Origin of the sequence: Micromonospora sp. NPDC005257 (genome assembly GCF_042872445.1) — a bacterium.
In the GTDB taxonomy this organism is placed as follows: Bacteria; Actinomycetota; Actinomycetes; order Mycobacteriales; family Micromonosporaceae; genus Micromonospora.
In genome coordinates this window covers 204,696-231,013 of record NZ_JBIAKL010000002.1, presented here as the reverse complement: position 1 = coordinate 231,013, position 26,318 = coordinate 204,696, and the positions used below count along the sequence as shown (strand labels likewise).

At 72.4% G+C, this 26,318-nt stretch carries 29 protein-coding genes, 4 tRNA genes and 1 pseudogene; 29 read left to right on the top strand and 5 right to left on the bottom strand.

Annotated features, from left to right (window positions below; genetic code table 11):
* Nucleotides 1-2: 2 nt before the first annotated feature.
* The gene (locus tag ACFYO8_RS04635; RefSeq protein ID WP_355014804.1) at nucleotides 3-1,049 is read right to left on the bottom strand and encodes a glucose 1-dehydrogenase; all 1,047 of its coding nucleotides are present in this window, start codon (nucleotides 1,047-1,049) and stop codon (nucleotides 3-5) included.
* A gap of 103 nt (nucleotides 1,050-1,152) precedes the next feature.
* On the opposite strand from ACFYO8_RS04635, the gene ACFYO8_RS04630 reads away from it, so the two are divergent.
* Nucleotides 1,153-2,034 carry an NADH-quinone oxidoreductase subunit C gene (locus ACFYO8_RS04630; protein WP_387188789.1) on the top strand — a complete coding sequence of 294 codons (882 nt, stop codon included), beginning with the start codon at nucleotides 1,153-1,155 and terminating at the stop codon, nucleotides 2,032-2,034.
* Nucleotides 2,034-2,996 (top strand): NADH-quinone oxidoreductase subunit NuoH, encoded by a 963-nt coding sequence (nuoH, locus tag ACFYO8_RS04625; protein ID WP_354874301.1) that lies wholly within the window; start codon nucleotides 2,034-2,036, stop codon nucleotides 2,994-2,996. The genes ACFYO8_RS04630 and nuoH overlap by 1 nt, the downstream gene beginning before the upstream one ends.
* Nucleotides 2,997-3,127: 131 nt before the next feature.
* Here nuoH and ACFYO8_RS04620 read toward each other — a convergent pair whose 3' ends face one another.
* Nucleotides 3,128-4,171 (bottom strand): glutathione S-transferase family protein, encoded by a 1,044-nt coding sequence (locus tag ACFYO8_RS04620; RefSeq protein WP_387256808.1) that lies wholly within the window; start codon nucleotides 4,169-4,171, stop codon nucleotides 3,128-3,130.
* Nucleotides 4,172-4,265: 94 nt separating this feature from the next.
* Between ACFYO8_RS04620 and ACFYO8_RS04615 the strand changes: the two genes are divergently transcribed.
* The 9 genes from ACFYO8_RS04615 (at nucleotide 4,266) to ACFYO8_RS04575 (ending at nucleotide 13,558) form a co-directional block, all read left to right on the top strand.
* Nucleotides 4,266-4,688 carry an ester cyclase gene (locus ACFYO8_RS04615; RefSeq protein ID WP_354874305.1) on the top strand — a complete coding sequence of 141 codons (423 nt, stop codon included), beginning with the start codon at nucleotides 4,266-4,268 and terminating at the stop codon, nucleotides 4,686-4,688.
* Nucleotides 4,689-4,758: 70 nt separating this feature from the next.
* Nucleotides 4,759-5,349, top strand: a complete 591-nt coding sequence (locus tag ACFYO8_RS04610; protein WP_387256807.1) for a NuoI/complex I 23 kDa subunit family protein — start codon at nucleotides 4,759-4,761, stop codon at nucleotides 5,347-5,349.
* Nucleotides 5,346-5,870, top strand: a complete 525-nt coding sequence (locus ACFYO8_RS04605) for an NADH-quinone oxidoreductase subunit J (protein WP_354874309.1) — start codon at nucleotides 5,346-5,348, stop codon at nucleotides 5,868-5,870. Before ACFYO8_RS04610 ends, ACFYO8_RS04605 begins: the two co-directional genes overlap by 4 nt.
* A complete protein-coding gene (nuoK, locus tag ACFYO8_RS04600; protein WP_354874311.1) occupies nucleotides 5,867-6,247 on the top strand; it encodes an NADH-quinone oxidoreductase subunit NuoK in 381 nt (126 codons plus the stop codon). Before ACFYO8_RS04605 ends, nuoK begins: the two co-directional genes overlap by 4 nt.
* Nucleotides 6,244-8,169, top strand: a complete 1,926-nt coding sequence (locus ACFYO8_RS04595) for an NADH-quinone oxidoreductase subunit L (RefSeq protein ID WP_387256805.1) — start codon at nucleotides 6,244-6,246, stop codon at nucleotides 8,167-8,169. The genes nuoK and ACFYO8_RS04595 overlap by 4 nt, the downstream gene beginning before the upstream one ends.
* On the top strand, nucleotides 8,166-9,671 hold the full coding sequence (locus tag ACFYO8_RS04590) for an NADH-quinone oxidoreductase subunit M (RefSeq protein WP_357707274.1): 1,506 nt from the start codon (nucleotides 8,166-8,168) through the stop codon (nucleotides 9,669-9,671). The genes ACFYO8_RS04595 and ACFYO8_RS04590 overlap by 4 nt, the downstream gene beginning before the upstream one ends.
* Entirely contained in the window at nucleotides 9,668-11,134 is a 1,467-nt protein-coding gene (locus ACFYO8_RS04585) for a proton-conducting transporter membrane subunit (RefSeq protein ID WP_354874317.1), read from the top strand. The genes ACFYO8_RS04590 and ACFYO8_RS04585 overlap by 4 nt, the downstream gene beginning before the upstream one ends.
* Before the next feature lie 148 nt (nucleotides 11,135-11,282).
* Entirely contained in the window at nucleotides 11,283-12,161 is an 879-nt protein-coding gene (htpX, locus tag ACFYO8_RS04580) for a zinc metalloprotease HtpX (protein WP_354874320.1), read from the top strand.
* Nucleotides 12,162-12,298: 137 nt separating this feature from the next.
* Entirely contained in the window at nucleotides 12,299-13,558 is a 1,260-nt protein-coding gene (locus ACFYO8_RS04575) for an MFS transporter (protein ID WP_354874322.1), read from the top strand.
* Between the two features lie 4 nt (nucleotides 13,559-13,562).
* Here ACFYO8_RS04575 and ACFYO8_RS04570 read toward each other — a convergent pair whose 3' ends face one another.
* Nucleotides 13,563-13,916, bottom strand: coding sequence for a hypothetical protein (locus ACFYO8_RS04570; RefSeq protein ID WP_354874324.1), 354 nt, complete (start codon nucleotides 13,914-13,916; stop codon nucleotides 13,563-13,565).
* 51 nt (nucleotides 13,917-13,967) lie between these two features.
* Here ACFYO8_RS04570 and ACFYO8_RS04565 point away from each other — a divergent pair.
* Nucleotides 13,968-14,237, top strand: a pseudogene (locus ACFYO8_RS04565) (NUDIX domain-containing protein); the annotation flags it as partial.
* 5 nt (nucleotides 14,238-14,242) lie between these two features.
* On the opposite strand, the gene ACFYO8_RS04560 reads toward ACFYO8_RS04565, so the two are convergent.
* Nucleotides 14,243-14,773: a hypothetical protein gene (locus ACFYO8_RS04560; RefSeq protein WP_354874338.1), complete on the bottom strand. Its 531-nt coding sequence runs from the start codon at nucleotides 14,771-14,773 to the stop codon at nucleotides 14,243-14,245.
* An 86-nt stretch (nucleotides 14,774-14,859) separates the two neighbouring features.
* On the opposite strand from ACFYO8_RS04560, the gene ACFYO8_RS04555 reads away from it, so the two are divergent.
* Entirely contained in the window at nucleotides 14,860-14,994 is a 135-nt protein-coding gene (locus ACFYO8_RS04555) for a tetratricopeptide repeat protein (protein ID WP_354874336.1), read from the top strand.
* A 174-nt stretch (nucleotides 14,995-15,168) separates the two neighbouring features.
* Here the strand turns inward: ACFYO8_RS04555 and ACFYO8_RS04550 are convergent, their stop codons facing one another.
* Nucleotides 15,169-15,663, bottom strand: a complete 495-nt coding sequence (locus ACFYO8_RS04550; RefSeq protein ID WP_354874326.1) for a YajQ family cyclic di-GMP-binding protein — start codon at nucleotides 15,661-15,663, stop codon at nucleotides 15,169-15,171.
* A gap of 147 nt (nucleotides 15,664-15,810) precedes the next feature.
* Here ACFYO8_RS04550 and ACFYO8_RS04545 point away from each other — a divergent pair.
* The 16 genes from ACFYO8_RS04545 to rplJ all read left to right on the top strand — a co-directional run bounded on the left by ACFYO8_RS04545 (nucleotide 15,811) and on the right by rplJ (nucleotide 26,265).
* Nucleotides 15,811-15,894 (top strand) — tRNA-Tyr (locus tag ACFYO8_RS04545).
* Between the two features lie 557 nt (nucleotides 15,895-16,451).
* Nucleotides 16,452-16,643: a hypothetical protein gene (locus ACFYO8_RS04540; RefSeq protein WP_354870341.1), complete on the top strand. Its 192-nt coding sequence runs from the start codon at nucleotides 16,452-16,454 to the stop codon at nucleotides 16,641-16,643.
* Nucleotides 16,644-16,745: 102 nt separating this feature from the next.
* Nucleotides 16,746-19,274, top strand: coding sequence for a bifunctional diguanylate cyclase/phosphodiesterase (locus ACFYO8_RS04535; protein WP_355047198.1), 2,529 nt, complete (start codon nucleotides 16,746-16,748; stop codon nucleotides 19,272-19,274).
* A 97-nt stretch (nucleotides 19,275-19,371) separates the two neighbouring features.
* Nucleotides 19,372-19,444, top strand: a tRNA-Thr gene (locus ACFYO8_RS04530).
* Between the two features lie 24 nt (nucleotides 19,445-19,468).
* Nucleotides 19,469-19,541 (top strand) — tRNA-Met (locus tag ACFYO8_RS04525).
* Between the two features lie 132 nt (nucleotides 19,542-19,673).
* The gene (rpmG, locus tag ACFYO8_RS04520) at nucleotides 19,674-19,841 is read left to right on the top strand and encodes a 50S ribosomal protein L33 (RefSeq protein ID WP_091242082.1); all 168 of its coding nucleotides are present in this window, start codon (nucleotides 19,674-19,676) and stop codon (nucleotides 19,839-19,841) included.
* Nucleotides 19,842-19,961: 120 nt separating this feature from the next.
* Entirely contained in the window at nucleotides 19,962-20,408 is a 447-nt protein-coding gene (locus tag ACFYO8_RS04515; protein WP_354870345.1) for a MaoC family dehydratase N-terminal domain-containing protein, read from the top strand.
* Nucleotides 20,409-20,412: 4 nt separating this feature from the next.
* On the top strand, nucleotides 20,413-20,805 hold the full coding sequence (locus ACFYO8_RS04510) for a MaoC family dehydratase (RefSeq protein WP_355047197.1): 393 nt from the start codon (nucleotides 20,413-20,415) through the stop codon (nucleotides 20,803-20,805).
* Nucleotides 20,806-20,932: 127 nt separating this feature from the next.
* A tRNA-Trp gene (locus ACFYO8_RS04505) sits at nucleotides 20,933-21,005 on the top strand.
* 214 nt (nucleotides 21,006-21,219) lie between these two features.
* Nucleotides 21,220-21,627, top strand: a complete 408-nt coding sequence (gene secE / locus ACFYO8_RS04500) for a preprotein translocase subunit SecE (RefSeq protein WP_354870350.1) — start codon at nucleotides 21,220-21,222, stop codon at nucleotides 21,625-21,627.
* 35 nt (nucleotides 21,628-21,662) lie between these two features.
* Nucleotides 21,663-22,385: a transcription termination/antitermination protein NusG gene (gene nusG / locus ACFYO8_RS04495; protein WP_354870352.1), complete on the top strand. Its 723-nt coding sequence runs from the start codon at nucleotides 21,663-21,665 to the stop codon at nucleotides 22,383-22,385.
* A 188-nt stretch (nucleotides 22,386-22,573) separates the two neighbouring features.
* Nucleotides 22,574-23,005, top strand: coding sequence for a 50S ribosomal protein L11 (gene rplK / locus ACFYO8_RS04490; protein WP_091065740.1), 432 nt, complete (start codon nucleotides 22,574-22,576; stop codon nucleotides 23,003-23,005).
* Nucleotides 23,006-23,093: 88 nt separating this feature from the next.
* Nucleotides 23,094-23,810, top strand: a complete 717-nt coding sequence (rplA, locus tag ACFYO8_RS04485; protein WP_354870354.1) for a 50S ribosomal protein L1 — start codon at nucleotides 23,094-23,096, stop codon at nucleotides 23,808-23,810.
* Between the two features lie 82 nt (nucleotides 23,811-23,892).
* Complete coding sequence (locus ACFYO8_RS04480; protein ID WP_355093703.1) at nucleotides 23,893-24,714, top strand: ATP-binding cassette domain-containing protein; 822 nt, start codon at nucleotides 23,893-23,895, stop codon at nucleotides 24,712-24,714.
* Complete coding sequence (locus tag ACFYO8_RS04475) at nucleotides 24,711-25,400, top strand: hypothetical protein (RefSeq protein ID WP_354870359.1); 690 nt, start codon at nucleotides 24,711-24,713, stop codon at nucleotides 25,398-25,400. Before ACFYO8_RS04480 ends, ACFYO8_RS04475 begins: the two co-directional genes overlap by 4 nt.
* A gap of 316 nt (nucleotides 25,401-25,716) precedes the next feature.
* Nucleotides 25,717-26,265, top strand: coding sequence for a 50S ribosomal protein L10 (rplJ, locus tag ACFYO8_RS04470; protein WP_354870361.1), 549 nt, complete (start codon nucleotides 25,717-25,719; stop codon nucleotides 26,263-26,265).
* Nucleotides 26,266-26,318: the final 53 nt, after the last annotated feature.

The window sequence follows — 26,318 nt, the reverse complement described above, 5'->3', positions numbered from 1 at the left end:
CCTCACTGCGTGAAGTCCAGCACGGCCTTGATGTCCTCACCGACCGAGGCGTACGCCTCGCGGTAGCTGGTCAGCGGCACCCGGCGGGTGATCAGCGACGTCAGCCACGACCGGTCGGCCTGGGCGAGCGCCTCGGCGGCCATCTCCCAGTGCCGCCGGCCGGCGTTCACCGAGCCGAACACCACGGTGTTCTCCAGCACCAGCTCCCGGTTGAGCGCCCCGGCGTCGAAGTTGATGGTCCGGCCGCCGCTCGACACACCGGTCAGGCAGACGATGCCGGTGGGCGCGGCCTTGCACATGGCGTCCAGCACCACAGTGGGAGCGCCGGTGCACTCGATCACCACGTCCGGTTTCACGTCCAGCTCCGGCACCGGCGCCGTGTGGTAGGTCGCCCCGAGCGCGCGGACCAGCTCCGGCTTCGGCCCGGTGGTGGTGCGGTCCAGCACGTGCACCGACAGCCCACGCTGGCTGCCGAGCAGCGCGGCCAGCAGCCCGATCGGCCCGGCGCCGGTGACCAGCACGGTCATCGGTTTCCACTCGGCCCGGCGGCCGATCCGCTCGATGTGGTCCCACGCCTTCGCCACCACGCTCGTCGGCTCCAGCAGCACGCCCACCGACGCGAGCGCCGGGTCCAGGCCGACGGCGAACCTGGGCTGCAACCGCCAGCGTTCCCGGGCGAAGCCGGGCAGCGCCTTGATGCCGTGCTCGGTGTACCGCCCGTTGCGGCACATGTCCCACTCGTCAACCGCGCAGTTCGCGCAGGGCACCGGGTCCGGGTGGCGGACCACGCCCGCAACCAGGTCGCCGGCCTGCAACGTGCCGGTCGGGTCCTCCAGCACGCGACCCAGCGACTCGTGCCCGAGAACCAGCCGGTCCTGGCCCGGCGGCGCCTCGCCGTACTCGCCGGACACGATGTCGTGATCGGTGCCGCACACCCCCACCGCCAGCGCCTCGACCAGGATCGCGCCCTCCTCGGGCGGCGGCTCGGGCCAGTCCTCGGCGAGCCGCAGCGAATCCGGGACACCGGGGGTCACAGTCACAGCGCGCACGGACCCCATCTTTCCGCGCGCTCCCGCCGCGCGTCCGGCGAAGCGACGATCCCGGCACGGGCGGCCCGACCCGGCCCGCAGCCGTCGGCCATAGGATCAGCGCATGACTCCGGAAGAGGTCGGCTTGCGAGTGGTCGCGCTGCTCGCGCCCGTCGAGGCTGCCGCGTCGGTGTCCGGCGGTCAGGGGTACGCCCGCGCCACCGTCGACGTACCCCCGGCGAGCTGGGCGGACGCGGTGCGTGCGGCACGCGACGACGCCGAGCTGGGTCTCGATTTCCTGGACTGGCTGTCGGCGGTGGACGAGCTGGCCGACGGCTTCGACGTGGTGCTGCACCTGTGGTCGGTCCGGTACCGGCACGGGCTGCTGCTGCGCACCCGGGTGCCCCGGGACGCGCCGGTCGTCGCGTCGGTGGTCGGCCTGTTCCCCGGCGCCGCCTGGCACGAGCGCGAGACGCACGAGATGTTCGGCATCGACTTCGCCGGCCACGGCGAGCTGCGCCCGCTGCTGCTGCCGCCGGAGTTCGAGGGACACCCGCTGCGCAAGGAGTTCGTCCTCGCCTCCCGGGTCGCCAAGCCGTGGCCCGGCGCGAAGGAGCCGGGCGAGTCGGAGGCCGGCGGGGGACGCCGTCCGGTCCGCCCGCCGGGCGTGCCCGCGCCGGGGGAGTGGGGCACGACGCCCACGCCGGCGGGTGCGGCGGGTGCCGGCGAGGGCCCCCGCGGGGGTACGCCGGCACGCCCGGCCCGTGAGCGCCCGGCGCGGCCCGCCCCGGGTGATCGTCCGGCGCGGCCCGCTTCCGGGGCGGGTCCGGAACGGCCGGCTTCCGCCGAGCGCCCGGCTCGGTCCGCTTCGGCGGAGGCCGGGCCGGGGTCGGCCGCTGCCCCGGCGGCCGGTGAGCCGGGTCCGCTCGGACGGCCGCTGCCGGGGGAGCGGCCGACCGGGCCGCCCCGCCAGGAGCCGGAGCCCGACGCGGCGGGGGAGAGCTGATGCCGGAGTGGCTGGAGCTGGTCCTGCGGGTGGCCGGGGTGCTGGTCGCGTTCCTCACCCTGCCGCTGATCGTGGGCCAGGCCGAGCACAAGGTGATGGCGCACATGCAGGGCCGGCTGGGCCCGATGTACGCGGGCGGCTTCCACGGCTGGGCCCAACTCGTGGCGGACGGCATCAAGTTCGTGCAGAAGGAGGACGTCACCCCGCGCGACGCGGACCGGCCGGTGTTCCGGCTGGCGCCCGCGGTGGCGCTGGTGCCGTACCTGCTCGTGCTGCTCGTCATCCCGCTCGGGCCGGGTGACCTGGTCGCCCAGCCGCTGGACATCGGCCTGTTCTTCGTGCTCGCCGTGGTGGGCGTCGGCGTGCTGGCCGTGCTCATGTCCGCGTGGGCGTCGGCGAACAAGTACAGCCTGCTCGGCGGGCTGCGCGGCGCGGCCCAGTTGCTCGGGTACGAGCTGCCGCTGGTGCTGGCCGCCGCCTCGGTGGCGATGGCGGCGGGCACGCTCAGCCTGCCCGGCATCGTGGAGGCGTGGCAGCCGTGGTGGCTGCTGTGGCAGGCGCCGGCCATGGTGATCTTCTTCGTGGCCGGGCTGGCGGAGATCCGCCGCCCGCCGTTCGACATGCCGGTGGCCGACTCCGAGCTGGTGTTCGGCTACATGACCGAGTACACCGGCCTGCGGTTCGCGTTCTTCCTGCTCGCCGAGTACGTCGGCATCGTGGTGATCGCGGCGCTGACCACGGTGCTGTTCCTCGGCGGTTGGCAGGGCCCGTTCGCCGACGCACAGCTCGGCTGGCTGTGGACGCTGCTCAAGGTCTTCGCCGTCGCCTTCGTGATCATCTGGCTGCGGGTGAGTTACCCGAGGCTGCGCGAGGACCAGCTCCAGCGCCTCTGCTGGCTGGTCCTGGTCCCCCTGGCCCTGGCCCAGCTGGTCCTGACCGCCGCAGTCCGCCTGGCTCTGTAACCCCTCTCTCCCCGCCCCTCCCGCCCTCGGCGATCTTGCACTTTCTGCCCTGGCAAAAAGGGGCAAGGCGCCCAGGTTCGGGGCCCAAAGTGCAAGATCGCCGGCGCTGGGCGGCGCGGGGCGGGGCGGGGTCAGCGCAAGGGGGTGTGGGCCGGGTCTACGCGCTCGGACTCGGGTGGGGGCGGGGGTGGGGTGCCGTCGCCGAAGGGGCGACCGCCCAGCTCCTCCCGGCCGTGCGGGGTGAGCCAGTTACTCAGGTCGGGACCGAGCGGCACGATGCCGGTCGGGTTGATGTCCCGGTGAACCTCGTAGTAGTGCCGCTTGATGTGGTCGAAGTCGATCGTGTCGCCGAAGCCGGGCGTGGTGAACAGGTCCCGGGCGTACGCCCACAGCACCGGCATCTCGCTGAGCTTCTGCCGATTGCACTTGAAGTGCCCGTGGTAGACCGGGTCGAAGCGGACGAGCGTGGTGAACAGCCGTACGTCCGCCTCGGTGATGGTGTCGCCGACCAGGTACCGCTGCCCGGCCAGCCGTTCGCTCAGCCAGTCCAGCCGGTCGAAGAGCCTGTGGTACGCCTTGTCGTACGCCTCCTGACTGCCGGCGAAGCCGCACCGGTAGACGCCGTTGTTGACGTCGGCGAAGACCAGCTCGTTCACCTCGTCGATCTCGCCGCGCAGCGGTTCCGGGTAGAGGTCCGGCGCGCCCGGCCGGTGGTACGCCGTCCACTCGGTCGACAGGTCCAGGCTCATCTGCGCGTACTCGTTCGTCACCACCTGCCCGGTGGGCACGTCGACGAGCGCCGGCACGGTGATGCCGCGCTCGTAGCCGGGGAAGCGGGCGAAGTACGCCTCGGCCAGCCGCTCGATGCCGAGCACCGGGTCCTTGCCGTCCGGGTCCAGGTCGAACGTCCAGCTCCGCTTGTCGTGTGTCGGCCCGGCCACTGCCATCGAGATGGCGTCCTCCAGGCCGAGCAGGCGGCGGACGATGATCAGCCGGTTGGCCCAGGGGCAGGCCCGGCTGACCGCCAGCCGGTAGCGGCCCGGCTCCACCGGCCAGTCGTCCCGCCCGTCGGCGGTGATCCGGGTGGCGATGTAGCGCTGGTCCCGGGTGAACTCGCCACCCGGTTCCACGTACTTGCCACCGGTCCGGTCCAGGACCTCGTTGTCGCTGCCCACACCCACCTCCGAGTTCGCTTTTCGCTCCCATCATGGTCGCTCCGGCGGCTCCCGGCAGGAGGAGTGCGTCACAGAGGGGCATAGGCTGCCCGCCGTGACCGATGTGGAGGCGGCGGCCCGGCGTTTCGTCGCCGACGTGTGGAACGCCGGGCGCGAGGAGAGCGCGTACGAGCTGGTGGCAGCGGACTGCCCGGGGCTCGGCGGCGCCGGCCCGGCGGCGGTGCTGGCGTGGCACCGGGACCGGCGGGCGTCGTTCCCCGACCTGCGTTACAAGATCGTCGAAGTGGTGGCGACCGGTACGCGGGTGGCGGTGCGCTGGCGGGCGGCCGGCACCCAGGCCGGGCAGTTCGGTCCGGTGCCGCCGACCGGCCGCGTGGTCAGCTACTCGGGCGCGACGTTCCTGCGCTTCGACGACGAGGGCCGGATCGTGGACGTGTGGAGCGTCAACGAGCTGTTCCAGCTGCTTCAGCAGCTCGGCGTGGAGATGCTGCCCCCGCTCACACCCGGCGAGGCGTGATCCGGCTGATCGTCGGCAAAGCGACGGGTGGTGGTCGCGCTCGCCGGGGCCACAGGGCAGGATGGGCGGCATGAGCGAGCACGGTGGAGTGCCCGGCACCGGGTTGGTCAAGGGCCTTGCGGTCACGTTGAAGACGATGACCCGCCGCTCGACCACCCAGCAGTACCCGGACGTCGCGCCCGAACTGCCGCCCCGCTCCCGCGGCGTGATCGCGCTGCTGGAGGAGAACTGCACGGTCTGCATGCTCTGCGCCCGCGAGTGCCCGGACTGGTGCATCTACATCGACTCGCACAAGGAGGAGGTGGCGGTGCCCGGCGCCGCCCGCCCCCGCCAGCGCAACGTGCTCGACAAGTTCGACATCGACTTCTCGCTCTGCATGTACTGCGGCATCTGCGTCGAGGTCTGCCCGTTCGACGCGCTCTACTGGTCGCCGGAGTTCGAGTACGCCGAGTACGACATCAAGAACCTGCTGCACGACAAGGACCACCTGGGTGAGTGGATGGCCACCGTGCCGCCGCCGCCGGCCCACGACCCGCTCGGCGACCCCGCCAAGGAGGAGGTCACCGCCGCCCGGAAGGCGGCGGGTCCGTCGGCCCGTCCGGCTCCTTCCCGGGTACGCCCCGACGCCGCCACCGATCCGGGCGGAGGCGCTGCCACATGACCGGTGCGGACGTGCTGCTGCTGGCGCTGGGCGCGGTGGCGGTGGGCGCCGGTGCGCTGGTGGTCGCCACCCGGCACCTGGTCCGGGCCGGGCTGTGGCTGGTGGTCTGCCTGGGCGCGCTCGCCGGTGACTACCTGGTGCTGACCGCCGAGCTGGTGGCCTGGGTGCAGGTGCTCATCTACGTCGGCGCGGTGGTGGTGCTGCTGCTGTTCGCGGTGATGCTGACCCGCGCCCCGATCGGCCCGTCGGACGACCTGGACCGGCCGGGCTGGGCCGCCGCGCTCGTGGGCGCCGGCAGCGGTCTTGGCCTGGCCGTGCTGCTGATCGACGCGTTCCGCTGGTCCCGGGTGGACCTGCCCGCCGCGGGCACCGCCGAGCGCATCGGCGAGCAGGTGTTCCGCTCCTGGGTGCTGCCGTTCGAGGTGCTGTCGGTGCTGCTGCTGGCCGCGCTGGTCGGCGCGATCGTGCTCTCCCGCCCTGACATCGGCCGCCGGGCCGCCGACGAGGGTGGGCGCCGGTGAGGCCGGTCATCCCGTACGTCACCGCCGCGCTGCTGTTCGGCCTCGGCGTGTACGGCGTGCTGCGCCGCCGCAACGCCGTCCTGGTGCTGATGGCGGTGGAGCTGATGCTGAACGCGGTGAACCTGGTGCTGGTCACCGCCGACACCACTGTGAAGGCCGTGCTGCCGCACTCCGGTCAGGTGTTCGCGCTGTTCGTGATCGTGCTGGCCGCCGCCGAGATCGGTGTCGGGCTCGCCATCGTGCTCCAGCTCTACCGGCTACGCGCCAGCGTCACCGTCGACGACGTGCCGCTGGCCGAGCCGGCGCCCGCCGTCGCGGTGACCCCCGTCGGGCAGCCGACGACGGCAGCGCCGGGTGCGGAAGGAGCGGTCCGGTGAGCACGCCGACACTGTGGCTCGCGGCGGTGCTGCCGGCGGCGCCGCTCATCGCCGGGCTGCTCGGCCTGCTGCTGCCGCCCGCTCCGCGCCAGGACCGGGCGTCGGCCCGGCGGCTGGCGGTCGCGCTGGGCGTGGCCGGGGCGGCGGTGTCGCTGCTGGCCGCGCTGGCGCTGCTGGTCCGCGTGGACGCTCCGGTCGAGGCGTCCACCACCTGGGTCGACCTGGGCGGGCTGCGGGTCACGCTGGGTCTGCGGCTGGACGGCGTGGCGGTGCTCGTCGCCACCGCGGTCACCGCTGTGGCGCTGGCCGTGCAGGTTTACTCGATCGGCTACCTGCGCCGGGGTCCGCACGACGACGTGGACGTCGACCACCGCTACCCGCCGTACGCGGCGCAACTGAGCCTTTTCACCGCCGCCATGCTCACTGTGGTGGTGTCCGGTGACCTGATCATGCTGCTGGTCGGCTGGGAGGTGATGGGCGTCTGCTCGTACCTGCTCATCGCCCACGACCGGCGGCTGCCCGAGGCGCCCGGCGCGGCGGTGAAGGCGTTCCTGGTCACCCGGGTGGGTGACGTCGGCTTCCTGCTCGGCATCGCGCTGCTCGGCGTGGGCGCCGGGAGTTTCCGGATCGCCGACGTGCTGGCCCACGACTACGGCAGCGGCACGCTCACCGCCGCCTGCCTGCTGCTGCTCGCCGGGGTGGCGGGCAAGAGCGCTCAGTTCCCGCTGCACACCTGGCTACCGGACGCGATGGCCGGCCCGACGCCGGTGTCCGCGCTGATCCACGCCGCCACCATGGTCGCCGCCGGGGTGTACGCGGTGGCCCGGCTGTTCCCGCTGTTCGAACGCGCCCCGGCCGCGCTCGCCGTGCTGGGCGTGATGGCCGCGATCACCATGCTGCTCGGCGCGTTCGCCGCCACCGCGCAGGACGACATCAAGCGGGTGCTGGCCTGGTCGACGGTGTCGCAGATCGGCTACATGACCGGGGCGCTGGCGGTCGGCGCACCTGCCGCCGCGCTGTTCCACCTGCTCACCCACGCCGCGTTCAAGGCGCTGCTGTTCCTCGCCGCCGGTGCGGTGATCCACGCCGTGGGCACCACGCTGATGTCCCGGATGGGTGGCCTGCGTGCCGGCATGCCCGTGACGTTCTGGTGCATGGTGGTCGGCCTGGGCGCGCTGGCCGGCGTACCCCCGCTCTCGGGTTTCTGGAGCAAGGACGGCGTGCTCGCCGCCGCCGAGGCGGCCGCGCTCGACGGCGCCGGGCCGACGCCGGCCTGGGTGGGCTGGCTGGTCTGGCTGGCCGGGCTGGTCGGAGTGGCGGTGACCGCTTGGTACGCGACCCGCCTGCTGCTTCGCACCTTCCTCGGCCAGACGCGCACGCCGCTGCTGCGACCGCACGACCCGCCCGCGCTGCTGCGCTGGCCGGTGCTGCTGCTCACGGTGCCGGCCGCGCTGCTCGGCCTGGCCGCGTTCGCGCAGTGGTTCGCCGACCGCCTGCGAGTGCCGGGTGACGCCACCGGCGAGGCCGTCGAGCTGGTGCACCTCGCGCCGAACCTGGTCCTGCCGTTCCTGCTGCTGCTCGTCGGCGCGGGCGTCGCCTGGGCGGGCTGGCGCCGCGACCCGGCCGCCGACCCGGCCCGCTTCCTGGGCCCGCTGCGGCCGGTCTTCGCCCGGGCGTTCCGGCTCGACGACGTCCAGCACACCCTTGTCGTACGCCCGGCGGGCGCGCTCGCGCGGGCCGTCCGTACCGGTGACGAGCTGGGCGTGGACGGGCTGGTCGAGGGCAGCGGCCGGGCGGCGGTCGAGGTGGGCGGCGGCCTGGCCGCGCTGCACCGGGCGGCGCTGCCGCGCGCGGCGGCCGCGGTGCTGGCCGGTGCGCTGCTGATCGGCCTGGCGGCCGCCCTGATCGGAGTCACCTCATGACGTTCGGGCAGGTCCTGCTGGTCGCCGTGGTAGCGATCCCGGCGCTCGGCGCGCTGGCCACCGCCGCCGTGCCGGGTGACCGGGCCGGCCGGGTGGTCGGCACCGTCGCCGCCGCGCTGACGCTGCTGGCGACGCTGCCGCTGGTGGGCGGCGAGCACGGCTGGTTCGGGTACGGTCCCCGCCCGGCGGTGCAGCCGTGGCACCAGGTCGACCGGCAGTGGGTGCCCGGGCTCGACCTGCGCTTCCACCTCGGCGTGGACGGCATCTCCTGGCCGCTGGTGGTGCTGACCGCGCTGCTCACGCTTCTCTGCTGCGCGTACACGCTGTGGCGGGTGCCGCCCGGCGGCGGCAGCGGGCGGGCGCTCGTGGCGCTGCTGCTGGTGGTCGAGGTGGGCATCCTCGGCACGTTCCTCGCGCTCGACCTGGTGCTGTTCTTCCTGTTCTTCGAGGTCGTCCTGTTGCCGATGTACGCGGTGATCGCCGGCTGGGGCGGAGCGGACCGGCGGCGGGCGGCCCGCAAGTTCGCGCTCTACACGCTGTTCGGCTCGGTGCTGCTGCTCGTCGGCGTCTACGTGGTGGTGGCCGCCGCGGGCACCGCCGACCTGGTCGCGCTGACCGGCGGCGCCGGGCTGTCCCGGGGCACCCAGCTCGCCGCGTTCACGCTGCTGGCGCTCGCGTTCGCGGTGAAGAGCCCGCTCTGGCCGCTGCACTCGTGGCTGCCCGACGCGCACACCCAGGCGCCCACTGTCGGCAGCGTGATCCTCGCCGGGGTGCTGCTCAAGATGGGCACGTACGGGCTGATCCGGGTGGCCGTGGGGGTGGCCCCGGAGGGTGCCCGCTGGGCCGCGCCGGCGCTCGGCGTGCTCGCCGTCGCCGCGATCGGAATCGGCGGCCTGGTCTGCCTGGCGCAGGACGACCTGAAGCGGCTGATCGCCTATTCGAGCGTCGGGCACATGGGCTTCGTGCTGCTCGGGGTCGCCACGCTCACCGCCACCGGGCTCCAGGCCGCGCTGATCGGCAACATCGCCCACGGGGTCATCACCGGCCTGCTGTTCTTCCTGGCCGGAGCGGTGAAGGACCGCGCGCACACCGGGTCGCTGGCCGAACTGTCCGGGCTGCGGGAGACCGCGCCCCGGCTTGCCGGGCTGCTCGGCTTCGCGGCCGTCGCCTCGCTGGGGCTGCCCGGCCTGGCCGGCTTCTGGGGCGAGGCGTTCGCCGTGGTGGCCGCCGTGCAGCGGGGCGGCCCGCTCTGGCTCACGCTCGCCGTGCTGGCCGCGCTGGGCGGGGCGCTGACCGCCGCGTACTTCCTGCGGTTGCTGCGCCGGGTCACCCACGGGCGGCCCAGCCCGGCCGTGGCCGGGCTCGCACCCGGGCTGGCCGGGGCGGAACTGACCGCGTGGGCGCCGCTGGTGCTGCTCGCGCTCGCGGTCGGCCTGGCCCCGGCGCTGGTCCTGTCCTACGCCTCCGGCCCGGTGGAGGCGCTGCTGGGGGTCGTCCCATGAGCCTGGTGCAGCCTGTCGACAACCTGGCGATGCTGCCCGCGTACCTGGCCGCCGGCACGGCCGTGCTGGTGCTCCTGTTCGACCTGCTGGTGGCCCGGCCCGCCGTCACGGTGGCGGTGGCGGCGCTCGGCGCGGCCGGCACCGCGGCCGGCGCGGCACTGGTCGGGGCGGCCGGTGAGCGGCGCACGTTCTGCGTGGGCGCGGACTGCTCCTGGGTGTGGAACGGGCGTGCGGCACTGGTCGGGGCGGTGATCGCCCTGCTCACGCTCGGCGTGCTGGCGCTGTCCGGCCCGCTGCTGCGCGCCGGCCGTACCCCGGTCGGCGAGTACTGCTTCCTGCTCGCCTGCGCGATGACCGGTGGCGTGGTGCTCGGCGCCGCGGGTGACCTGATCACGCTGATCGTGGCGCTGGAGACGCTGACGCTGCCGCTGTACGTGCTGGTCGGCCTGCGCCGGGGCAGCCTCGCCGGCGCCGAGGCGGCGGTGACGTTCTTCGTGGTGAGCGTGGTCGCCACCACTGTGACGCTGCTCGGCGCGGCGCTGCTCTACGCGGTCACCGGCACGCTGCACCTGGACCGGCTCGGCGCCACCCTGGCCGCCCGCGCCGACCTGACCGATCTGCCGCTGACCGGCGTCGCGGTGGCGCTCGTGGTGGCCGGGCTGGCGTTCAAGGTCGCCGCCGTGCCGTTCCACGCCTGGGCCCCCGCCACGTACGACGGCGCGCCGCTGCCGGTGGCCGCGTACCTGTCCACCGCCTCGAAGCTCGGTGGCGTGGTGGCGCTGCTGGCGGTGGTGCAGCGGGCGCTGCCGGGCGACGTGACCGGCCCGGTGCTGGCCGTGCTGGCGGTGCTGACCATGACCGTCGGCAACCTGGTGGCGCTGCGTCAACGGCGTACCGTGCGGTTGCTGGCCTGGTCGTCGGTGGCCCAGGCGGGGTACATCCTGGCGCCGCTGGGCGCGCTGGCGCTGGCCGCGGGCCGCACCGGCGACGCGCGGGCGGGCGCGTACGCGGCAGCCGTCGCGTACGCGATCTTCTTCGTGCTGCTGGAGCTGGCCGCGTTCGCCGCTGTGGTGGCGTTGCGTCCGGCGGACGGCGACGGCGGCACGCTGGCCGACCTGCGCGGCGCGGCGCGGCGGCACCCGTGGGTGGGCGGCGCGTTCGCGCTGGCGCTGATCGGGCTGGCCGGGCTGCCGCCGGGCCTGGCCGGGCTGTTCGCCAAGGTGACAGTGGTACGCGCGCTGCTGGCCGGGCACGCGGGCTGGCTGGCACTCGTGGTGGCGCTGAACGCGGTGGTCGGCCTGGCCTACTACCTGCGGGTCACCGCCTCGCTCTACGCGACGCCGACCGGCGCGGCGGCGGTCCGGCCCGCCCGGGCCGTGGCGCTGGCGCTCGGCGTGGTCACCGTGGCGGCGGTAGTGATCGGTTTCGCACCCCAGCTCGTGCTGGACGTCGCGGCGCGCTGACCGGTTCCTGCCCGGATGGGCGACCGCTTCAGCCTGCGCACAGCCACATCCAGCCAACTCTCAGCCATGAGCCGGATGGTTGACGGGTACCGGTGTGTTGAACCGGTCAGCGGGCTCCCGCAAGGGCCCGTGCACCGAAGGAGAGATCGTGCATTCCAACCGTCTCAAGACCGCAGCGCTGCTCGGCCTGTTGACCTCGCTGATCCTCGCGGTCGGCTACTGGTTCGGCGGTAGCGGCGGTCTCGTCATCGCCGTCGTCGTCTCGCTGCTGATGAACGGCGTCACCTACTTCTACTCCGACAAGCTCGCACTGCGCTCGATGAAGGCGCAACCGGTCACCGAGGCACAGTTCCCCGAGCTGTACCAGATGGTGCGGGAGCTCTCCACGCTGGCCGGCAAGCCGATGCCCCGGCTCTACGTGAGCCCGACCTCGCAGCCCAACGCGTTCGCCACCGGTCGTAACCCGCAGAACGCGGCGGTCTGCGTCACCCAGGGCATCGTGGAGGTCCTGGACTACCGGGAGTTGCGTGGCGTGATCGGCCACGAGCTGTCCCACGTCTACAACCGGGACATCCTGATCTCCAGCGTGGCCGCCGGCCTGGCCGGCATCATCACCATGCTGGCGAACCTCGCCTGGTTCATCCCGCTCGGCTCCTCGGACGACGAGGACGGCCCGAACCCGGCCGTGCTGCTGCTCACGCTGATCCTCGGCCCGATCGCCGCCACGGTGATCCAGCTCGCGATCAGCCGGAGCCGGGAGTTCCAGGCCGACAAGTCCGGCGCCGAGCTGAGCCGCGACCCGCTGGCCCTGGCCAGCGCCCTCCGCAAGATCCACCTGGGTACGCAGGCGCGTCCGCTGGCGCCGCAGGGCCAGCTCACCAGCACCGCCCACCTGATGATCGACAACCCGTTCAAGCGGGGCGGCGGCATCGCTGCGATGTTCGCCACCCACCCGCCGATGGAGCAGCGGGTGGCCCGCCTGGAGCAGATGGCCCGCAACTCCGGGCCGGTGCGGTTCCAGCGCTGACCCGCCGTACGCCCGCACCGCGCCCGCGTCCTCGACGCGGGCGCGGTGGTGTGTCCGGGCACAATTGTTTCCCCCCGATCAGGCCGCGCCGTTAGGGTCGAAACGTCTCCCACTCATTACCCTCCTGGAGGTCGACCGTGGCCGCACTGCGCCAGTACCAGGGCGTCTGGCGGATCCCCGGCGGCCCGATGCTGCTGGTCCTCGGCGTCGTCGGGCGGCTCGGGATCGGCATGACCCCGCTGGCGCTGCTGCTCGTCGTCGAGCAGGTCACCGGCCGGTACTCCCTGGCCGCCGTCGCCGGCGGCATCTACGCGCTCTCCGGCGCCGCGCTCAGCCCGGTCGCCGGCCGGATCGCCGACCGGGTCGGACCCGCCCCCGTCCTGCTGGCCACCGCGCTGGCCCACCCGTTCGCGCTGATCGGGCTGCTCGTCGCCACCCGCTCCGACAGCGGCAACCTCGCGCTGATCTACCTGGCCGCGGGCCTCGCCGGCGCCACGTACCCGCCGCTGACCGCCGCGATCCGGGGCGCCTGGAACGACCTCACCGCCCCCGCCACCGGCCGGGCGCACCTGCGCAACACCGCGCTCGCCGCCGAGACCACCCTCTTCGAGGTCGTGTTCGTGATCGGCCCGCTGCTGGTGGCGGGCTTCGTGCTGTTCGCCGACGCCTCCGCCGCGCTCGTCGGCGCCGCGGTGGTCACGCTGGTCGGCACCGGCGCGGTCGCGCTCGGCCGGGTCATGCGCGGCTGGCGCCCGCACGCGCGCGAGCACCACGCCCGGGGCCTCGGCCCGCTGCGCCTCGGCGGCTTCCCCGCGCTGCTGCTCTGCGTGGCCAGCCTCGGCATCGCCTTCGGCGCCTCCGGCGTCATCGTCCCGGCCTTCGCCGGGAACTCCGGCGCCGACGACCCGGAGAGCCTGGCCGGCGTGCTGCTCGCCGTCTGGGGCGTCGGCAGCGCCATCGGTGGTTTCTGGTTCGGCGTACGCAAGCCCGCCGCCAACATGACCCGCCAGTTCGCCTGGCTGCTCGGCACCGTCGCGGCCAGCTTCGCCGTCTTCGCGGTGATGCCCGGCCCGGCCGCGCTCGGCGTCGCGCTGGTGCTCGGCGGCGCGGCCATCGCCCCCGCCCTCACCCTGGAGAACACACTCGTCGGGCGGATCACCCCGGCCGGCATGCTGAACGAGGCGTACACCTGGGTGGTGACCATGTCGATCGCGGCGAGCGCCGCCGGCGGCTCGATCGCGGGCCTGATCATCGACCTCGCCGGCGGCGTCTCCTGGGCGTTCGTCTTCGCCGGGGTGGCGGTCGCCGTCGGGGCCGCGGTCGCCGCGCTGCCCGGCGGCCCGATCGCCCGGGCCGAGGCCACAGCGGTACGCGCCGAGCAGACGCTCGTCGCCTGACCGCTCACCCGCCGACGGTCACCACCCGCTCCACCCCGGGCAGCTTCTCCACGGCGGCCCGGATCGGCGCCGGGTCCTCACCCTGCGCCAGCAGCACCGACAGGACGACCCGGCCGTCGCCGTCCGGCCGGGCCGCGACCGTGTTGCCGCCGCAGCGCAGCCCGGTGTCGCCGCGCGCCTGCCCCATCCGGTAGTCGACCTCCCCGATCTGCCGCGCGCCGGCTCCCGGCCGGAAGACGACGTCCAGCCGTGCGGGCGGGTCGGCCTGACACGCGGCGGCCGGGGTGGCCGTGCTGCCGGCGGCCGGCACCGGCCCGGACAGCGTCGCCATGGTCGCCGCGCCGCCGGTCACCGTCACCGCGGCCACCCCCGCACGACCGCGGCCCGTCGCCGGCTCCGGGCACGCCCCGTGCGCGCACCTCGGCCGCCGGGCTCAGCCGCAGCCCGGTCATGTCCTGCTCCAGCTCCCGCAAGGCCTCACCAATGCGTGCCGACATCGACTTCCTCCTTCTCGTCGGTCAGTAGAACGGCGAGCGCGGCACGTCCCCGGGACAGGTGGTCCCTGCCCGGCGGTGGCCAGGAGATCGGCGAGCCGGTGGCAGAGACGGCAGTCCGGGAGACCCAGGAGGAGACCGGCGTCAGGGTCGAGGTCACCGGGATGGTCGGGGTTTACTCGGACCCTGATCACGTCATCTCGGCCACGTATCCGGGAGATCGGACCGCTGGTCCAATCCATCCCCTGACAGTGGCTGCCACCGCGGCCCGTGGCGGTTTGACTGGGACGATGTGGCGGCCCTTCGACCAGACCAGCAGCATTCCTTCAGTGGTGCTGATCCTGGTGGTGACCATGGTGATTCGTCGGCCCTTCTGATCCCAGGTGTGCCACAACGCCCACCCCTGCGGCCGTGCCTCAACGCCCAGCCGCTCGCAGATGTCGATGTACTCCTGCTCGCTCGTAACGGTCGTGGGACGGACCAGGAGTGCTCCGGCCAGGCCGACGAGCGGGGCGTCCGGATCGACACAGCCGTCATGTTCGAAGTGGTAGTCCTGGAGCTGGCGTCCCAGCGCGTTGACGGCACGCTGCAAGGGCGTTGCATCGTCAGGATCGGGATCAAAGCTTAGCCAGCCCTCGTCCAGCGCCCGATTGACGACGTCATTGGCAAGGAGCTCTATCTCGCGGAGGTACTCCGCCTCAGTGGGGTCGATATCCGGCACCAGCTCACACTGCCAGGCCTTGCCTACGGTCGTCCTCTGCATTACGTGAACAGGCGCAGTGTCGCGCCCGTCCTGATGCCGAGGAGCTGGGGGATGCGGGGGCGGCTCGGCCGTTGGTTGAGCGGGCGTTGGCCATCGGCGAGGCGGTGTACGGGCCGGACCACCCGGTCGTCGCGACCAGGCTGAACAAACTCGGCTTGATCATGCAGGATCTGGAGTAGCCCGGTCCAGATGCCTCGATCAATGACTCCGAGCATGGTCGACGAGGACCAGCACCAGGCCGTCACCAGGCCGTCGAAGGCCGATTGTCGGCGACCAACGACGACCACTGGTGACGACGTCTGCCCAGGTAACAAGGCGTGGCAAGCCCGATCTGCAGGTCGGACGAACTTTGCTTACCTGTAGTTGGTGAACTGGAGCGCCAGTCCGAAGTCCTCGCCCTTGAGCAGCGCGATGACGGCCTGGAGGTCGTCCTTCTTCTTGCCGGTGACGCGGAGCTGGTCGCCCTGGATCTGCGCCTGCACGCCCTTCGGGCCCTCGTCGCGGATCTTCTTGCTGATCGCCTTGGCCTTGTCCGAGTCGATGCCCTGCACCACCTTGGCGTCGATCTTGAAGATCTTGCCCGACTGCCGGGGCTCACCGGCGTCGAGCGACTTCAGCGAGATGTTCCGCTTGACCAGCTTCTCCTTGAAGACGTCCAGCGCGGCCCGGAGCCGCTCCTCGGTCTCCGCCTGGAGGCTGATCGCCTCCTCACCCGACCAGGAGATCTCGGCGCCGGTGCCGCGGAAGTCGAACCGCGTCGAGAGCTCCTTCTCCGACTGGCGGACGGCGTTGTCGACCTCCTGCCGGTCGACCTTGCTCACGATGTCGAACGACGGGTTCGCTGCCATGCTCATGCTCCTGCTGTCCGGCGGTCTGTCCTGGTCCGTCCCGCACTGACCAGCGTGGGACCTCCTGACGGTACCCGGTTGCGGTAGGGCCGGGGACAACCGCTATCCTTGCTTCCGCTGCCGCGTTGCGACGCGGTGGTGTGCCCTGGCGGGTTGCCCGAGCGGCCAATGGGAGCGGACTGTAAATCCGTCGCGAAAGCTTCAGAGGTTCGAATCCTCTACCCGCCACCAGGCGCAAAAGGCCCCTGACCAGCGAGAACGCCGGCCAGGGGCCTTTTCGCGTGAGTGGGGGTCCTGCTCCAGCCCGCTCGATGTCGCCGGCCGTGTCACCGAGAACATCGGTGCCGGAAGCCGCCGGGCGGGTCACGTCAGCGGCGGGGGCCGGTAGACCGGCTCGGCTGCGACCAGCTTGGACGGCGCCTGTCGGCATGCGAGGAGATCGGTGTCATGGCCGAGCCGGAGGGCCGCTGACTGATGATTGACATGGTTCGCCCGACATGAAACCTTGCCTCAGGTATCGATGATGGTAGAGGCTGTCCGGGGAGCGGGAGGCCGAGGCGCGTGAGCCGTCACTGTGGCTGCGCGTGAGCGGTGGAGGGCCCTGATGAGGGAATCAGACGATACGGTGCGCTTTACGCTGGAAGTCGCTGTGCGCGCCTTTCGGGGTGGCGGCCAGGCTGATCGTGACCTCATCCTGGGCCGGAGGGTCGAGGCACGCCTGACGAACGGATGATTCCTCTGTTCGAGGCGTCACGGAGACACGCGCACCGCTTTTGCGGGTGCGCGCCGTGTGGCACGATCGTGGAACCTCCACCCTCTCTGAAATTCTCTCGACAGGAGCAATCATGTCTGGTCGAAGGCTGGGCCGGCTGCTTGGCTCACTTCTTGTGCTCGCCGCTCTCATGGGCGGCGGTGTCGGTGGCGTCGATTTCGACGGCATCAACGGGGGCCTCCAGACCCTGGACATCATCTGGCAGTGACCGGCTTCTCCGGTCTGCCGTCAGGCACGACTTCCACGCATCAGTCGGGCGACTGTCGGGGTCGATGACGGGGGCGGCACGCCGCCAATCCGAAGGAGCGGCATGATCCGTCGCGATCAGTCACGACGCAGGTCCTCCGAGGACGCCTGGATCATCACGGCGCCGATGGCGCTCGTCGCGGTGGCGTGCGCCACGATGACCGGCCTGCTCGCCGACGATCCCTTCGGTCGCTGGCCGCAGGCCGGGCTCTTTCTCATCCTCATGATCGGCGCCGGGCTGCCGCTGCTGAGCCTGGTGGTCCGCCGCCAGACGCTCGGCGTCACCCTCACCGAGCTTCCGCTGGTCCTTGCCCTCTACTTCCTGCCGCCGCTCACGGTGGTGGTCATCTACACGCTGACGGCTCTCATCACGCACATCCGGCACCGGTTGTCGTCGCCGAAGGTCTGGTTCAACGTCGCGCGGGCCGCCGCCGGCACCTCGCTCGGGGTGCTGGTCCTCCAGGCGTTGCCGCCCATTCAGGGGGTCGGGCCACGCACCTGGGTGAGCATCGCCGCGGCGATCAGCATGGTGCTGTTGGTGAGCATCGTCAGCGTGGTCGCGGTCCACACCCTCCTGCACGGCTGGCAGACCGGGCGGGGCGCGCTGCGCAGCGCCAAGGCGGGTCTGCTGACGGCGGCGATCAACGTGTCCGTCGGCTTGATCGTGCTGATCCTGGTCCGCAGCAACTGGTGGTCGCTGCTGCTGCTGTCCGCGCTCGGCGCGGGGCTGGTCCTGGTCTACCGGTCGTACGCCCAGTTCTTCCGGCAGCACCGCACCCTGAGTGACCTCTACGAGCTGACCCGCGCGGTGGTGGAGAGCGGGCAGAGCGGAACGCTCGCCGACGCACTGCTCGGCCGGGTGCGGTCCCTCATGCAGGCCGAGTACGCCACACTCTGGCTCCCGGCCCAGGGCCGGCACCCGGAGACGCTGCTGACCGCACGGGTCGACGACCCCGGCCTGCTGGACGAGGCGCGTACGCCGCAGGCGTTGCGGGAGAAGGTGCGGTCGGCCCGGCGTACGGTGGCTGTCGGGCACGGCGTGACGACGGACGACGAGTTCCGCGCGGACCTCGCGGAGCGGCGGATCAAGGACGCGGTGGCCGTGCCGCTGCGGTCCGGGCCGGTGGTGATCGGCACGCTGGAGGTGGCCAACCGCCTCGGCGACGGCAACCACTTCACACCGGCCGACATCGCGGTCTTCGAGACGGTGGCCGCACACGCCGCGGTGGCCCTGGAGAACACCCGCCTGGTCGACCGGCTGCGGCACGACGCCGAGCACGACCTGCTCACCAAGTTGCCCAACCGCCGGCGGATGACGGCGGCGGTGGCGGAGGCGGTCCGGATCGCGGCGCCCGGCGAGGTGGTGGCGCTGCTGCTCTTCGACGTCGACCGGCTCCGCCAGGTGAACGAGTCGCTGGGCCACGCCGCGGGAGACAAGGTGCTGGTCGAGGTGGCCGAGCGGCTGCGCGCCTGCGCGCCTTCCTCGGCGCTCGTCGGCCGGGCCGGCGGGGACGAGTTCCTGGTGACGCTCCGGCTGGAGAGCACCGAGGCGGCCCTGGAACTGGCGGCCCAGCTCCGGGAGCAGACCCGCGACGAGATGGTCTTCGACGCGCTCACCCTGGACGTGGACACCGTCGTCGGCGTGGCCGTCCACCCCGACCACGGCAGTGACGCGGTGGCGCTGCTGCAACGCGTCGACCTGGCCGCCACGGCGGCCAAGTCGGTGCCGGGCAGCGTGCAGCTCTACAGCCCCGCGCTGGAGTCCCGGTCGCTGCGCCGGCTCGGCCTCGCCGGCGACCTGCAACGGGCGCTGGACGGGGGCGAGCTGGAGGTCTACTTCCAGCCCAAGGTCACGCTGCGGGACCGCCGCCTGGTGGGTGTGGAGTGCCTGGCCCGCTGGGAGCACCCGGCGCACGGCTCGGTGGCGCCGGACGACTTCGTGGCGGTGGCCGAGCACACCGGCCAGCTCGGCCGGCTCACCGAGTTCGTGCTCCGGGAGAGCCTGCGGCGCAGCCGCGACTGGAGCCACGGCGACCAGCCGCTGTCCGTCGCGGTCAACCTCGCCGGGCGTACGCTCACCGACCAGCACTTCCCGGCGCTGGTACGCGACCTGCTGACCGAGTACGGCGTACCGCCGCAGCGGCTGACGCTTGAGGTCACCGAGGCGGGCGTCCTGGACGGCACCGAACGTCCCATCCCCATCCTGCGCAGCCTGCGTGACCTCGGTGTCCGACTCTCCGTGGACGACTTCGGCACCGGTAACTCGTCGCTGGCGCAACTGCGCCGGCTGCCGGTGCACGAGGTGAAGGTGGACCGGTCGTTCGTGCAGGGCATGGCGACCGATCCGGGCGACCTGGCGATCGTCAACGCGGTGGTGACGCTCTCCCAGCAGTTCGGCCTGGCCGTGGTGGCCGAGGGTGTGGAGAGCGAGCTGACGCTGGAGCTGCTCCAGGACATCGGCTGCGAGATCGGCCAGGGCTTCCTGTTCAGCCGCCCTCTGCCGTACGAGCGGCTGGAGGCCTGGTTCGGCGCCCAGGTCGACCCGGAGACGGTGGTCGCGGGGGAGCTGCCGCGCCTGCGAGTGGTGCCCTGACCAGGGCGGACACTCACCTGGGGGATCCGATTTCACCTGCGCGACGCGGTCGTGTACTGTTTCCCCTGCGCGACACCCCCCGGGGGTGATCGGGCAGGCCCCCTTAGCTCAGTCGGCAGAGCGTCTCCATGGTAAGGAGAAGGTCTACGGTTCGATTCCGTAAGGGGGCTCAGAGGGTCCGGCTGGACCCACACGGCGGTGTAGCTCAGATGGTAGAGCAAGCGGCTCATAATCGCTGTGTCGCCGGTTCAAGTCCGGCCACCGCTACTCTCGTCCTCCGGGCTTCAGCCCGGTGGCCGGTGGGATGGGCGCCACAGGCGCCCACTTTGCATGTCCGCGTCGTCAGTGCGTAGGCTGACACGCCGTAGTTGTTATCCGTGAGCAGGAAGGCACTCCGCCGTGGCGAAGGCGACCGATGTCCGGCCGAAGATCACTTTGGCGTGTGTGGAGTGCAAGGAGCGCAACTACATCACGCGCAAGAACCGTCGTAACGACCCGGACCGCATCGAGCTGAAGAAGTTCTGTCCCCGGGACGGCAAGCACACCGCCCACCGCGAGACCCGCTGACCGCGGCCGGCGCAGCCGGCACCGCAGCAGCTTCTCGAACGCCGATCCACCTGACGGGTGGCCTCCGGGCTGCCCGACCGGGCGGATCGGCGTTCGTGCTTTCCGTGTAGGTTCGGCGGCATGTCCCTGGACCCGTCCTTCGTCGGCCGGACGTACCCGCCGACCGCCCCCTACCAGGTGGGCCGAGAAAAGATCCGCGAGTTCGCCGCCGCTGTCGGCGCGACCGAGCCGGCCCATCACGACCCGGAGGCGGCCCGCGCGCTCGGCCACCCCGACGTGGTGGCGCCGCCGACGTTCCCGGTGGTCGTCACCATGGCGGCCAGCCGGCAGATCGTCGAGGACCCGGCGCTCGGCGTCGACTACAGCCGCGTGGTGCACGGCGACCAGCGCTTCGCGTACACCCGGCCGGTGGTGGCCGGGGACGAGCTGGTGTGCGTGAGCACCATCGAGGAGGTCACCAGCCGGGGCGGGCACGGCTTCCTGACCACCCGCACGGATGTGAGCACTGTGGAGGGCGAACCGGTGGTCGCTGTCTGGTCCAAGATCGTCGTACGCGGGGAGGCCTGAGGACATGGAGCTGCCCACCCAGACGTACCGGGTGACCCGCGCGGATCTGGTCCGCTACGCGGGCGCCTCGGGCGACTTCAACCCGATCCACTGGAACGACCGCACCGCCACCGGCGTCGGGCTGCCGGGCGTCATCGCCCACGGCATGTTCACCATGGCCCTGGTCGGCCGGGCGGTGGCCGGCTGGGCCGGCGCGCCGGACGCGGTGGTCGACTTCGGCGTCCGGTTCACCCGCCCGGTGGTCGTCCCGGACACCGACGAGGGCACCGAGATCGAAGTGTCCGCGGTGGTCAAGGAGGTCACCGAAGAGGGCCTGACCAGGCTCGACATCACCGCCACCTGCCAGGGTGACAAGGTGTTGTCGCAGGCCCGGGCACTGGTCCGCGCGATGCGCTGACGGTCCGCCCGACGCGCGAGGGGCAGACCGGTTGGGAAAGTCGCACGACTACCCGTACACTGGTCCGCCGTGGGGCAAGTGACCCCCGCTCGGCACAGCGTGCCCGGGTGGAGGTGAGTTGCCGCACAGGGGTGTAGCTCAATTGGCAGAGCAGCGGTCTCCAAAACCGCAGGCTGCAGGTTCAAGTCCTGTCACCCCTGCGCCTCAGGCCTGACCGTTCCGTGGGTCGCGCCGCCCTCACCGGCGGCGCTCGGCCCGTGGTGGTGGCATCGGTGGGGTGGCTCCGAGGCGTTCGGGACCTCCCGGCCGTTCCGCCGGCCGCGGCCCGTCGCGGGACGGTTGGTCCGGCCGGCGTGACCAACACGCTGCGCACGCCGCCCGGCGTGCGACCCCATATCCCGCACGGAGGGCGAAGTGGCCAAGAGCAAGCGCCGCGGCGAGGACGACGGCGACGAGCGTCTGAACGAGGACGCGACCGTCGACGGCGTGGCCGACGACGACGTGGCCGACGACGACGCCACCGACGCGGACGAGCCGGTATCCCGGGGTGGCACCGCGACCCGTAAGCGGGCGCAGGCCGAGCCGGCCGAGGGCCGGAAGACCCGCAAGGACACCGAGCGGATCGGGCTGTTCGCCCGCATCGCGCGGTTCTTCCGCGAGGTCGTGGCAGAGCTGCGTAAGGTCATCTGGCCGACCCGCAAGGAGCTGCTGACCTACACGGCCGTGGTGGTCACGTTCGTCGCGGTGATGCTGGCGATCGTGGCCGGCCTGGACTACGGCTTCGCCAAGGCGGTGCTGTGGGTCTTCGGCGAGCCAAGCTGACCTGCGGACAGCGATACTGACGGAAGTGAGCGAGCGTGCCTGAGTACGACGAGACCGCCGGAACCCCGGACGAGCAGTCCACGGTGGCGACGGCGGCCAACAACGAGTCGGTCGAGGCCGCCAGCGAGCCGGAGTTCCCGACCACCGAGCCGGCCCCGGACGAGGACTTCGACCCGGTCGCCGAGCTGCGCCAGAAGCTGCGCTACGCGCCCGGCGACTGGTACGTGGTGCACTCGTACGCCGGCTACGAGAACAAGGTCAAGACCAACCTCGAGACCCGGATCACCTCCCTCGACATGGAGGACTTCATCTACCAGGTCGAGGTGCCGACCCGGGAAGAGATCGAGGTCAAGAACGGCAAGCGGTCGCAGGTCCAGGCGAAGGTCTTCCCGGGCTACATCCTGGTCCGGATGGAGCTGACTGCCGAGTCCTACTCCTGCGTCCGGAACACCCCGGGGGTCACCGGCTTCGTCGGCGCGACCGACCGGGCCGACCGGCCGGCGCCGCTGAGCCTCGACGAGGTGCTCAAGTGGCTGGCGCCGGCGATCGAGACCGAGCAGAAGAAGGCCAAGCCCGAGGTCAAGGTCCTCGACTTCGAGGTCGGCGACTCGGTCACCGTCACCGACGGCGCGTTCGCGTCGCTGCCGGCGACGATCAGCGAGATCAACGCCGATCAGCAGAAGCTCAAGGTGCTGGTGTCGATCTTCGGCCGGGAGACGCCGGTCGAGCTGAACTTCAACCAGGTCGCCAAGATCTGACGTACGTCGGCACCGGCGGCCCGCCCTCCCGAGGGTGGCCGCCGGTGCGCCGTTTCGCCGCCGGCCGACCTCGGCGCGGAGGGCGGGCCGCGGCTGCGCTACCCTAGAACGTCGGCTTGTCCGCACCGTGCTGACCGTGCGCGCCCGCGGACCGGCGAGAATCCCAGTTCCAAGCCCCAGGAAGAGACATGCCTCCGAAGAAGAAGCTCGTCAAGACGTTCACGCTTCAGCTCCCGGCGGGCCAGGCCACCCCGGCGCCGCCGGTCGGCCCCGCGCTCGGCCAGCACGGCGTGAACATCATGGAGTTCTGCAAGTCCTACAACGCGCAGACCGAGTCCCAGCGGGGCGACGTCGTCCCCGCCGAGATCAGCGTCTACGAGGACCGCACGTTCACCTTCGTGCTGAAGACCCCGCCCGCCGCCCGGCTGCTGATCAAGGCTGCCGGTGTGCAGAAGGGCTCGGGCGTCCCGCACAAGGAGAAGGTCGGCTCGGTCACCCGCGCCCAGCTGCGCGAGATCGCCGAGAAGAAGATGGCGGACCTCAACGCCAACGACATCGACCAGGCCGAGAAGATCATCGCCGGCACCGCCCGGTCGATGGGCCTGACCGTCGCCGACTGATCTCGCTCCACCGCTCCACCCGATCTTTCTGTTCGTGGGAGGGCCGCGAATGCCGCGTGCCCGCCAGAGACCACAGGAGTCACCAGAAATGCAGCGCAGCAAGAGCTACCGCAAGGCCGCCGATGTCATCGACCGGTCGAAGCTCTACACCCCGGTCGAGGCCGTCAAGCTGGCCAAGGACACCACCAACACCAAGTTCGACGCCACGGTCGAGGTCGCGATGCGCCTCGGCGTCGACCCCCGCAAGGCGGACCAGATGGTCCGCGGCACGGTCAACCTGCCGCACGGCACCGGTAAGACCGCCCGCGTGATCGTCTTCGCCGCCGGCGCGAAGGCCGAGGAGGCCGTCGCCGCGGGTGCGGACGAGGTGGGCACCGACGAGCTGGTCGCCCGTATCCAGGGTGGTTGGCTGGACTTCGACGCGGCGATCGCCACGCCCGACCAGATGGCCAAGATCGGCCGGATCGCGCGGATCCTGGGCCCGCGCGGTCTGATGCCGAACCCGAAGACCGGCACCGTGACCATGGACGTCACCAAGGCCGTCTCGGACATCAAGGGCGGCAAGATCACCTTCCGGGTGGACAAGCACTCCAACCTGCACCTGATCATCGGCAAGGCCTCCTTCTCCGAGAACCAGCTGGTGGACAACTACGCCGCGGTGCTGGACGAGGTGCTGAGGGCCAAGCCGTCCGCGGCCAAGGGCACGTACCTCAGGAAGGTCACCCTCACGACCACCATGGGCCCGGGCGTCCCGGTCGACCCGAAGGTCGTGAAGAACTTCCAGGAGGCCTCGGCCGAGGGCTGAGCACGCGAACTCCCGAACGGGGCCCCGCCACCACGCTGTGGCGGGGCCCCGTTCGTCCGTCCGGTGTGGCACTGTCGGCCGCATGAGGTTCGATGGCGTCTGGCTCCGCTACCACCGGCGGGGTCCGTGGGTGCTGCGGCAGGTCGACGTCGCGATCGGCCCGGGTGAGGCGGCGGTGGTGCTGGGCCGCAACGGCGCCGGCAAGTCCACGTTCCTCCAGCTCGCCGCCGGGGTGCTGCGCCCGGGCCGGGGCCGGGTCACCGACCGGCCGGCGGTGGTCGGCTGGGTGCCGGAGCGCTTCCCCGCCGACCAGCCGTTCACCGTCGGGGCCTACCTGTCCGGGATGGGCCGCGTCGCCGGCCTGCCCGGCCCCGCCGCCGACCGGGCGGTGCGCCACTGGGTCGAGCGGCTGGGCCTGACCCGCTTCCACGACGTGCGCCTGCCGCGGCTCTCCAAGGGCACCGCGCAGAAGGTCGGCCTGGCGCAGGCGCTGCTGCGCCCGCCCGGCCTGCTGGTGCTCGACGAGCCGTGGGAGGGGCTGGACGCCACCGCCCGCGAGTCGGTCCCCGAGATCATCGGCGAGGTGCTGGCCGGCGGCGGCACGGTGCTGGTCAGCGATCACCGCGGCGAGACGGTCCGGCTGCCCGGCGCCCGGCACCTGTCGGTCGCCGACGGCACGGTGGCCGAGGAGGCTTCGTCGGGCGGCGCGGCCGTCGCCGTGGTCGAGCTGGCGGTGCCGGCCGCCGGGCTGGCCGCCGCCGTCGCCCGCCTGCGCGCCGACGGCCACCAGATCCTTCGGGTACGCGAACACGCCGTCCCGCCTCCGGCCACGCCCCCGGTGCCCGCCTCCGCCGGCCCGCCGGGCACCGGCCGTCCGGCCCCGGCGCCGGAGGTGGACCGGTGATCGCGCTGGCCCGGCTGCGGCTGACCGGCTTCGTGCGTACCGGACGGGCGCTGGCGCCGGTGCTGGCCGGCCTGCTCGTCCTCGCCGTCCTCTACGGCGGCGGCCGGTCCAAGCCGGCGGAGGCGTACGGCGTCTCCGCAGTCGTGCTGTTCCCGGTGCTGGCGTGGCAGACCAAGATCCTGCTGGACGTGGAACCCGACGTGCAGCGCCGGTTGGCCCGGGTGGTGGCCGGGCCGACCCGGGAACGGGCCGCCGGGCTGCTCGCGTCGCTGGTGGCGGGGCTCGTGGTGGTGTTCGTCGCGCTGGTGCTGCCGTGGCCGCTCGGTGGCGTGACCGCGGCAGTCGAGCCGGGGGAGCGGCCGGTGCTCGTCGGGGTGGCACTCGGGCTCTGGGCGCACCTGCTCGCGCTGCCGGCGGCGGTGGCGCTCGGCGCGCTCGCCAGCCGGGCCGTGACCCGCAGCGCCGGCTACGGGGTGGCCGTGCTGGTCACCGGCGCGGTCGGGGTAGTGGTGCTGGGGCTCTCCGGCTCGGTCGCGCCGTGGCTGGTCCCGCCGGTCATGGCGACCGCGCGGGCGGTCACCGGGCCGGTAGCGGCCGGCGAGGGCCTGCTGCTCACCGGTTGGGCGGTGATCTGGGCGGCGGTGGCGCTGACCGGCTACGCCTGGGCGCGGCGCACCCGCGCCTGAGCCGGGGTGACCGGGAGCACGCCGGGCGATTTGGTGCTGCGGCGCACGTCGCGTAATCTGATGCGGTAGTTCCACCCAAAGACCGCTGGTCACCGTGCTCCGGCACGGTCGAAGGTCCCGCGACGACGGGCGACCCGCGCAGGGCGGTAAGCGAAATTCGGTGTCACGCACGGTCCGCCGACTGTGCCAGTGCTGCCAGCCCTCGCCCCGCGCGCCCTGCGCCGGGGCTTTTTCGTTGTCGTGATGCCTCCGCCGCCGTCGTCGAGCCCCGGCTCGCCGTCGGCGTACCAGCTCCGAGCAACGAGAGAGGAGGGACATGGCGGACAAGCCGATCCGGGCCGACAAGGCCACGGCCGTCGCCGAGCTGACCGAGAGCTTCCGTAACGCGGGAGCGACCGTGCTGACCGAGTACCGCGGGCTCACGGTCTCGCAGCTCACCCAGTTGCGGCGCTCGCTCGGCAAGGAGACCAGCTACACGGTCGCGAAGAACACGCTGGCGAAGCGTGCCGCGGCCGATGCGGGCATCTCCGGCCTCGACGAGCTGTTCTCCGGTCCTACCGCGCTGACTTTCGTTTCGGGCGACGTCGTCGAGGCGGCGAAGGGGCTTCGCGACTTCGCGAAGGCCAACCCGAAGCTCGTCATCAAGGGCGGTGTCTTCGAGGGCAGGGCCATTTCCGCGGCCGAGGTCACGAAGCTCGCCGACCTGGAGTCCCGCGAGGTGCTGCTGGCCAAGCTGGCCGGCGCCATGAAGGGCAACCTGAGCAAGGCCGCGGCCCTGTTCCAGGCTCCGCTCTCCAAGGCCGCCCGCGCGGCGGCCGCCCTGGCGGACAAGAAGCGCGAGCAGGAGGGCGCCGAGGCGGCCTGAGGCCCTCCCGGCGCACCACGTCTTAGTTTTCATTGCGAGAAAGGACGCCAGAC

What these genes read in the sequence shown, in the direction of transcription:
- ACFYO8_RS04630 (WP_387188789.1), top strand. Translation starts at nt 1,153, where the DNA reads ATGACTCCGGAAGAGGTCGGCTTGCGAGTGGTCGCGCTGCTCGCGCCC.
- nuoH (WP_354874301.1), top strand. Translation starts at nt 2,034, where the DNA reads ATGCCGGAGTGGCTGGAGCTGGTCCTGCGGGTGGCCGGGGTGCTGGTC.
- ACFYO8_RS04610 (WP_387256807.1), top strand. Translation starts at nt 4,759, where the DNA reads ATGAGCGAGCACGGTGGAGTGCCCGGCACCGGGTTGGTCAAGGGCCTT.
- ACFYO8_RS04605 (WP_354874309.1), top strand. Translation starts at nt 5,346, where the DNA reads ATGACCGGTGCGGACGTGCTGCTGCTGGCGCTGGGCGCGGTGGCGGTG.
- ACFYO8_RS04590 (WP_357707274.1), top strand. Translation starts at nt 8,166, where the DNA reads ATGACGTTCGGGCAGGTCCTGCTGGTCGCCGTGGTAGCGATCCCGGCG.
- ACFYO8_RS04585 (WP_354874317.1), top strand. Translation starts at nt 9,668, where the DNA reads ATGAGCCTGGTGCAGCCTGTCGACAACCTGGCGATGCTGCCCGCGTAC.
- ACFYO8_RS04550 (WP_354874326.1), bottom strand. Translation starts at nt 15,663, where the DNA reads ATGGCAGCGAACCCGTCGTTCGACATCGTGAGCAAGGTCGACCGGCAG.
- ACFYO8_RS04535 (WP_355047198.1), top strand. Translation starts at nt 16,746, where the DNA reads ATGATCCGTCGCGATCAGTCACGACGCAGGTCCTCCGAGGACGCCTGG.
- ACFYO8_RS04515 (WP_354870345.1), top strand. Translation starts at nt 19,962, where the DNA reads ATGTCCCTGGACCCGTCCTTCGTCGGCCGGACGTACCCGCCGACCGCC.
- ACFYO8_RS04510 (WP_355047197.1), top strand. Translation starts at nt 20,413, where the DNA reads ATGGAGCTGCCCACCCAGACGTACCGGGTGACCCGCGCGGATCTGGTC.
- rplK (WP_091065740.1), top strand. Translation starts at nt 22,574, where the DNA reads ATGCCTCCGAAGAAGAAGCTCGTCAAGACGTTCACGCTTCAGCTCCCG.
- rplA (WP_354870354.1), top strand. Translation starts at nt 23,094, where the DNA reads ATGCAGCGCAGCAAGAGCTACCGCAAGGCCGCCGATGTCATCGACCGG.
- ACFYO8_RS04480 (WP_355093703.1), top strand. Translation starts at nt 23,893, where the DNA reads ATGAGGTTCGATGGCGTCTGGCTCCGCTACCACCGGCGGGGTCCGTGG.
- rplJ (WP_354870361.1), top strand. Translation starts at nt 25,717, where the DNA reads ATGGCGGACAAGCCGATCCGGGCCGACAAGGCCACGGCCGTCGCCGAG.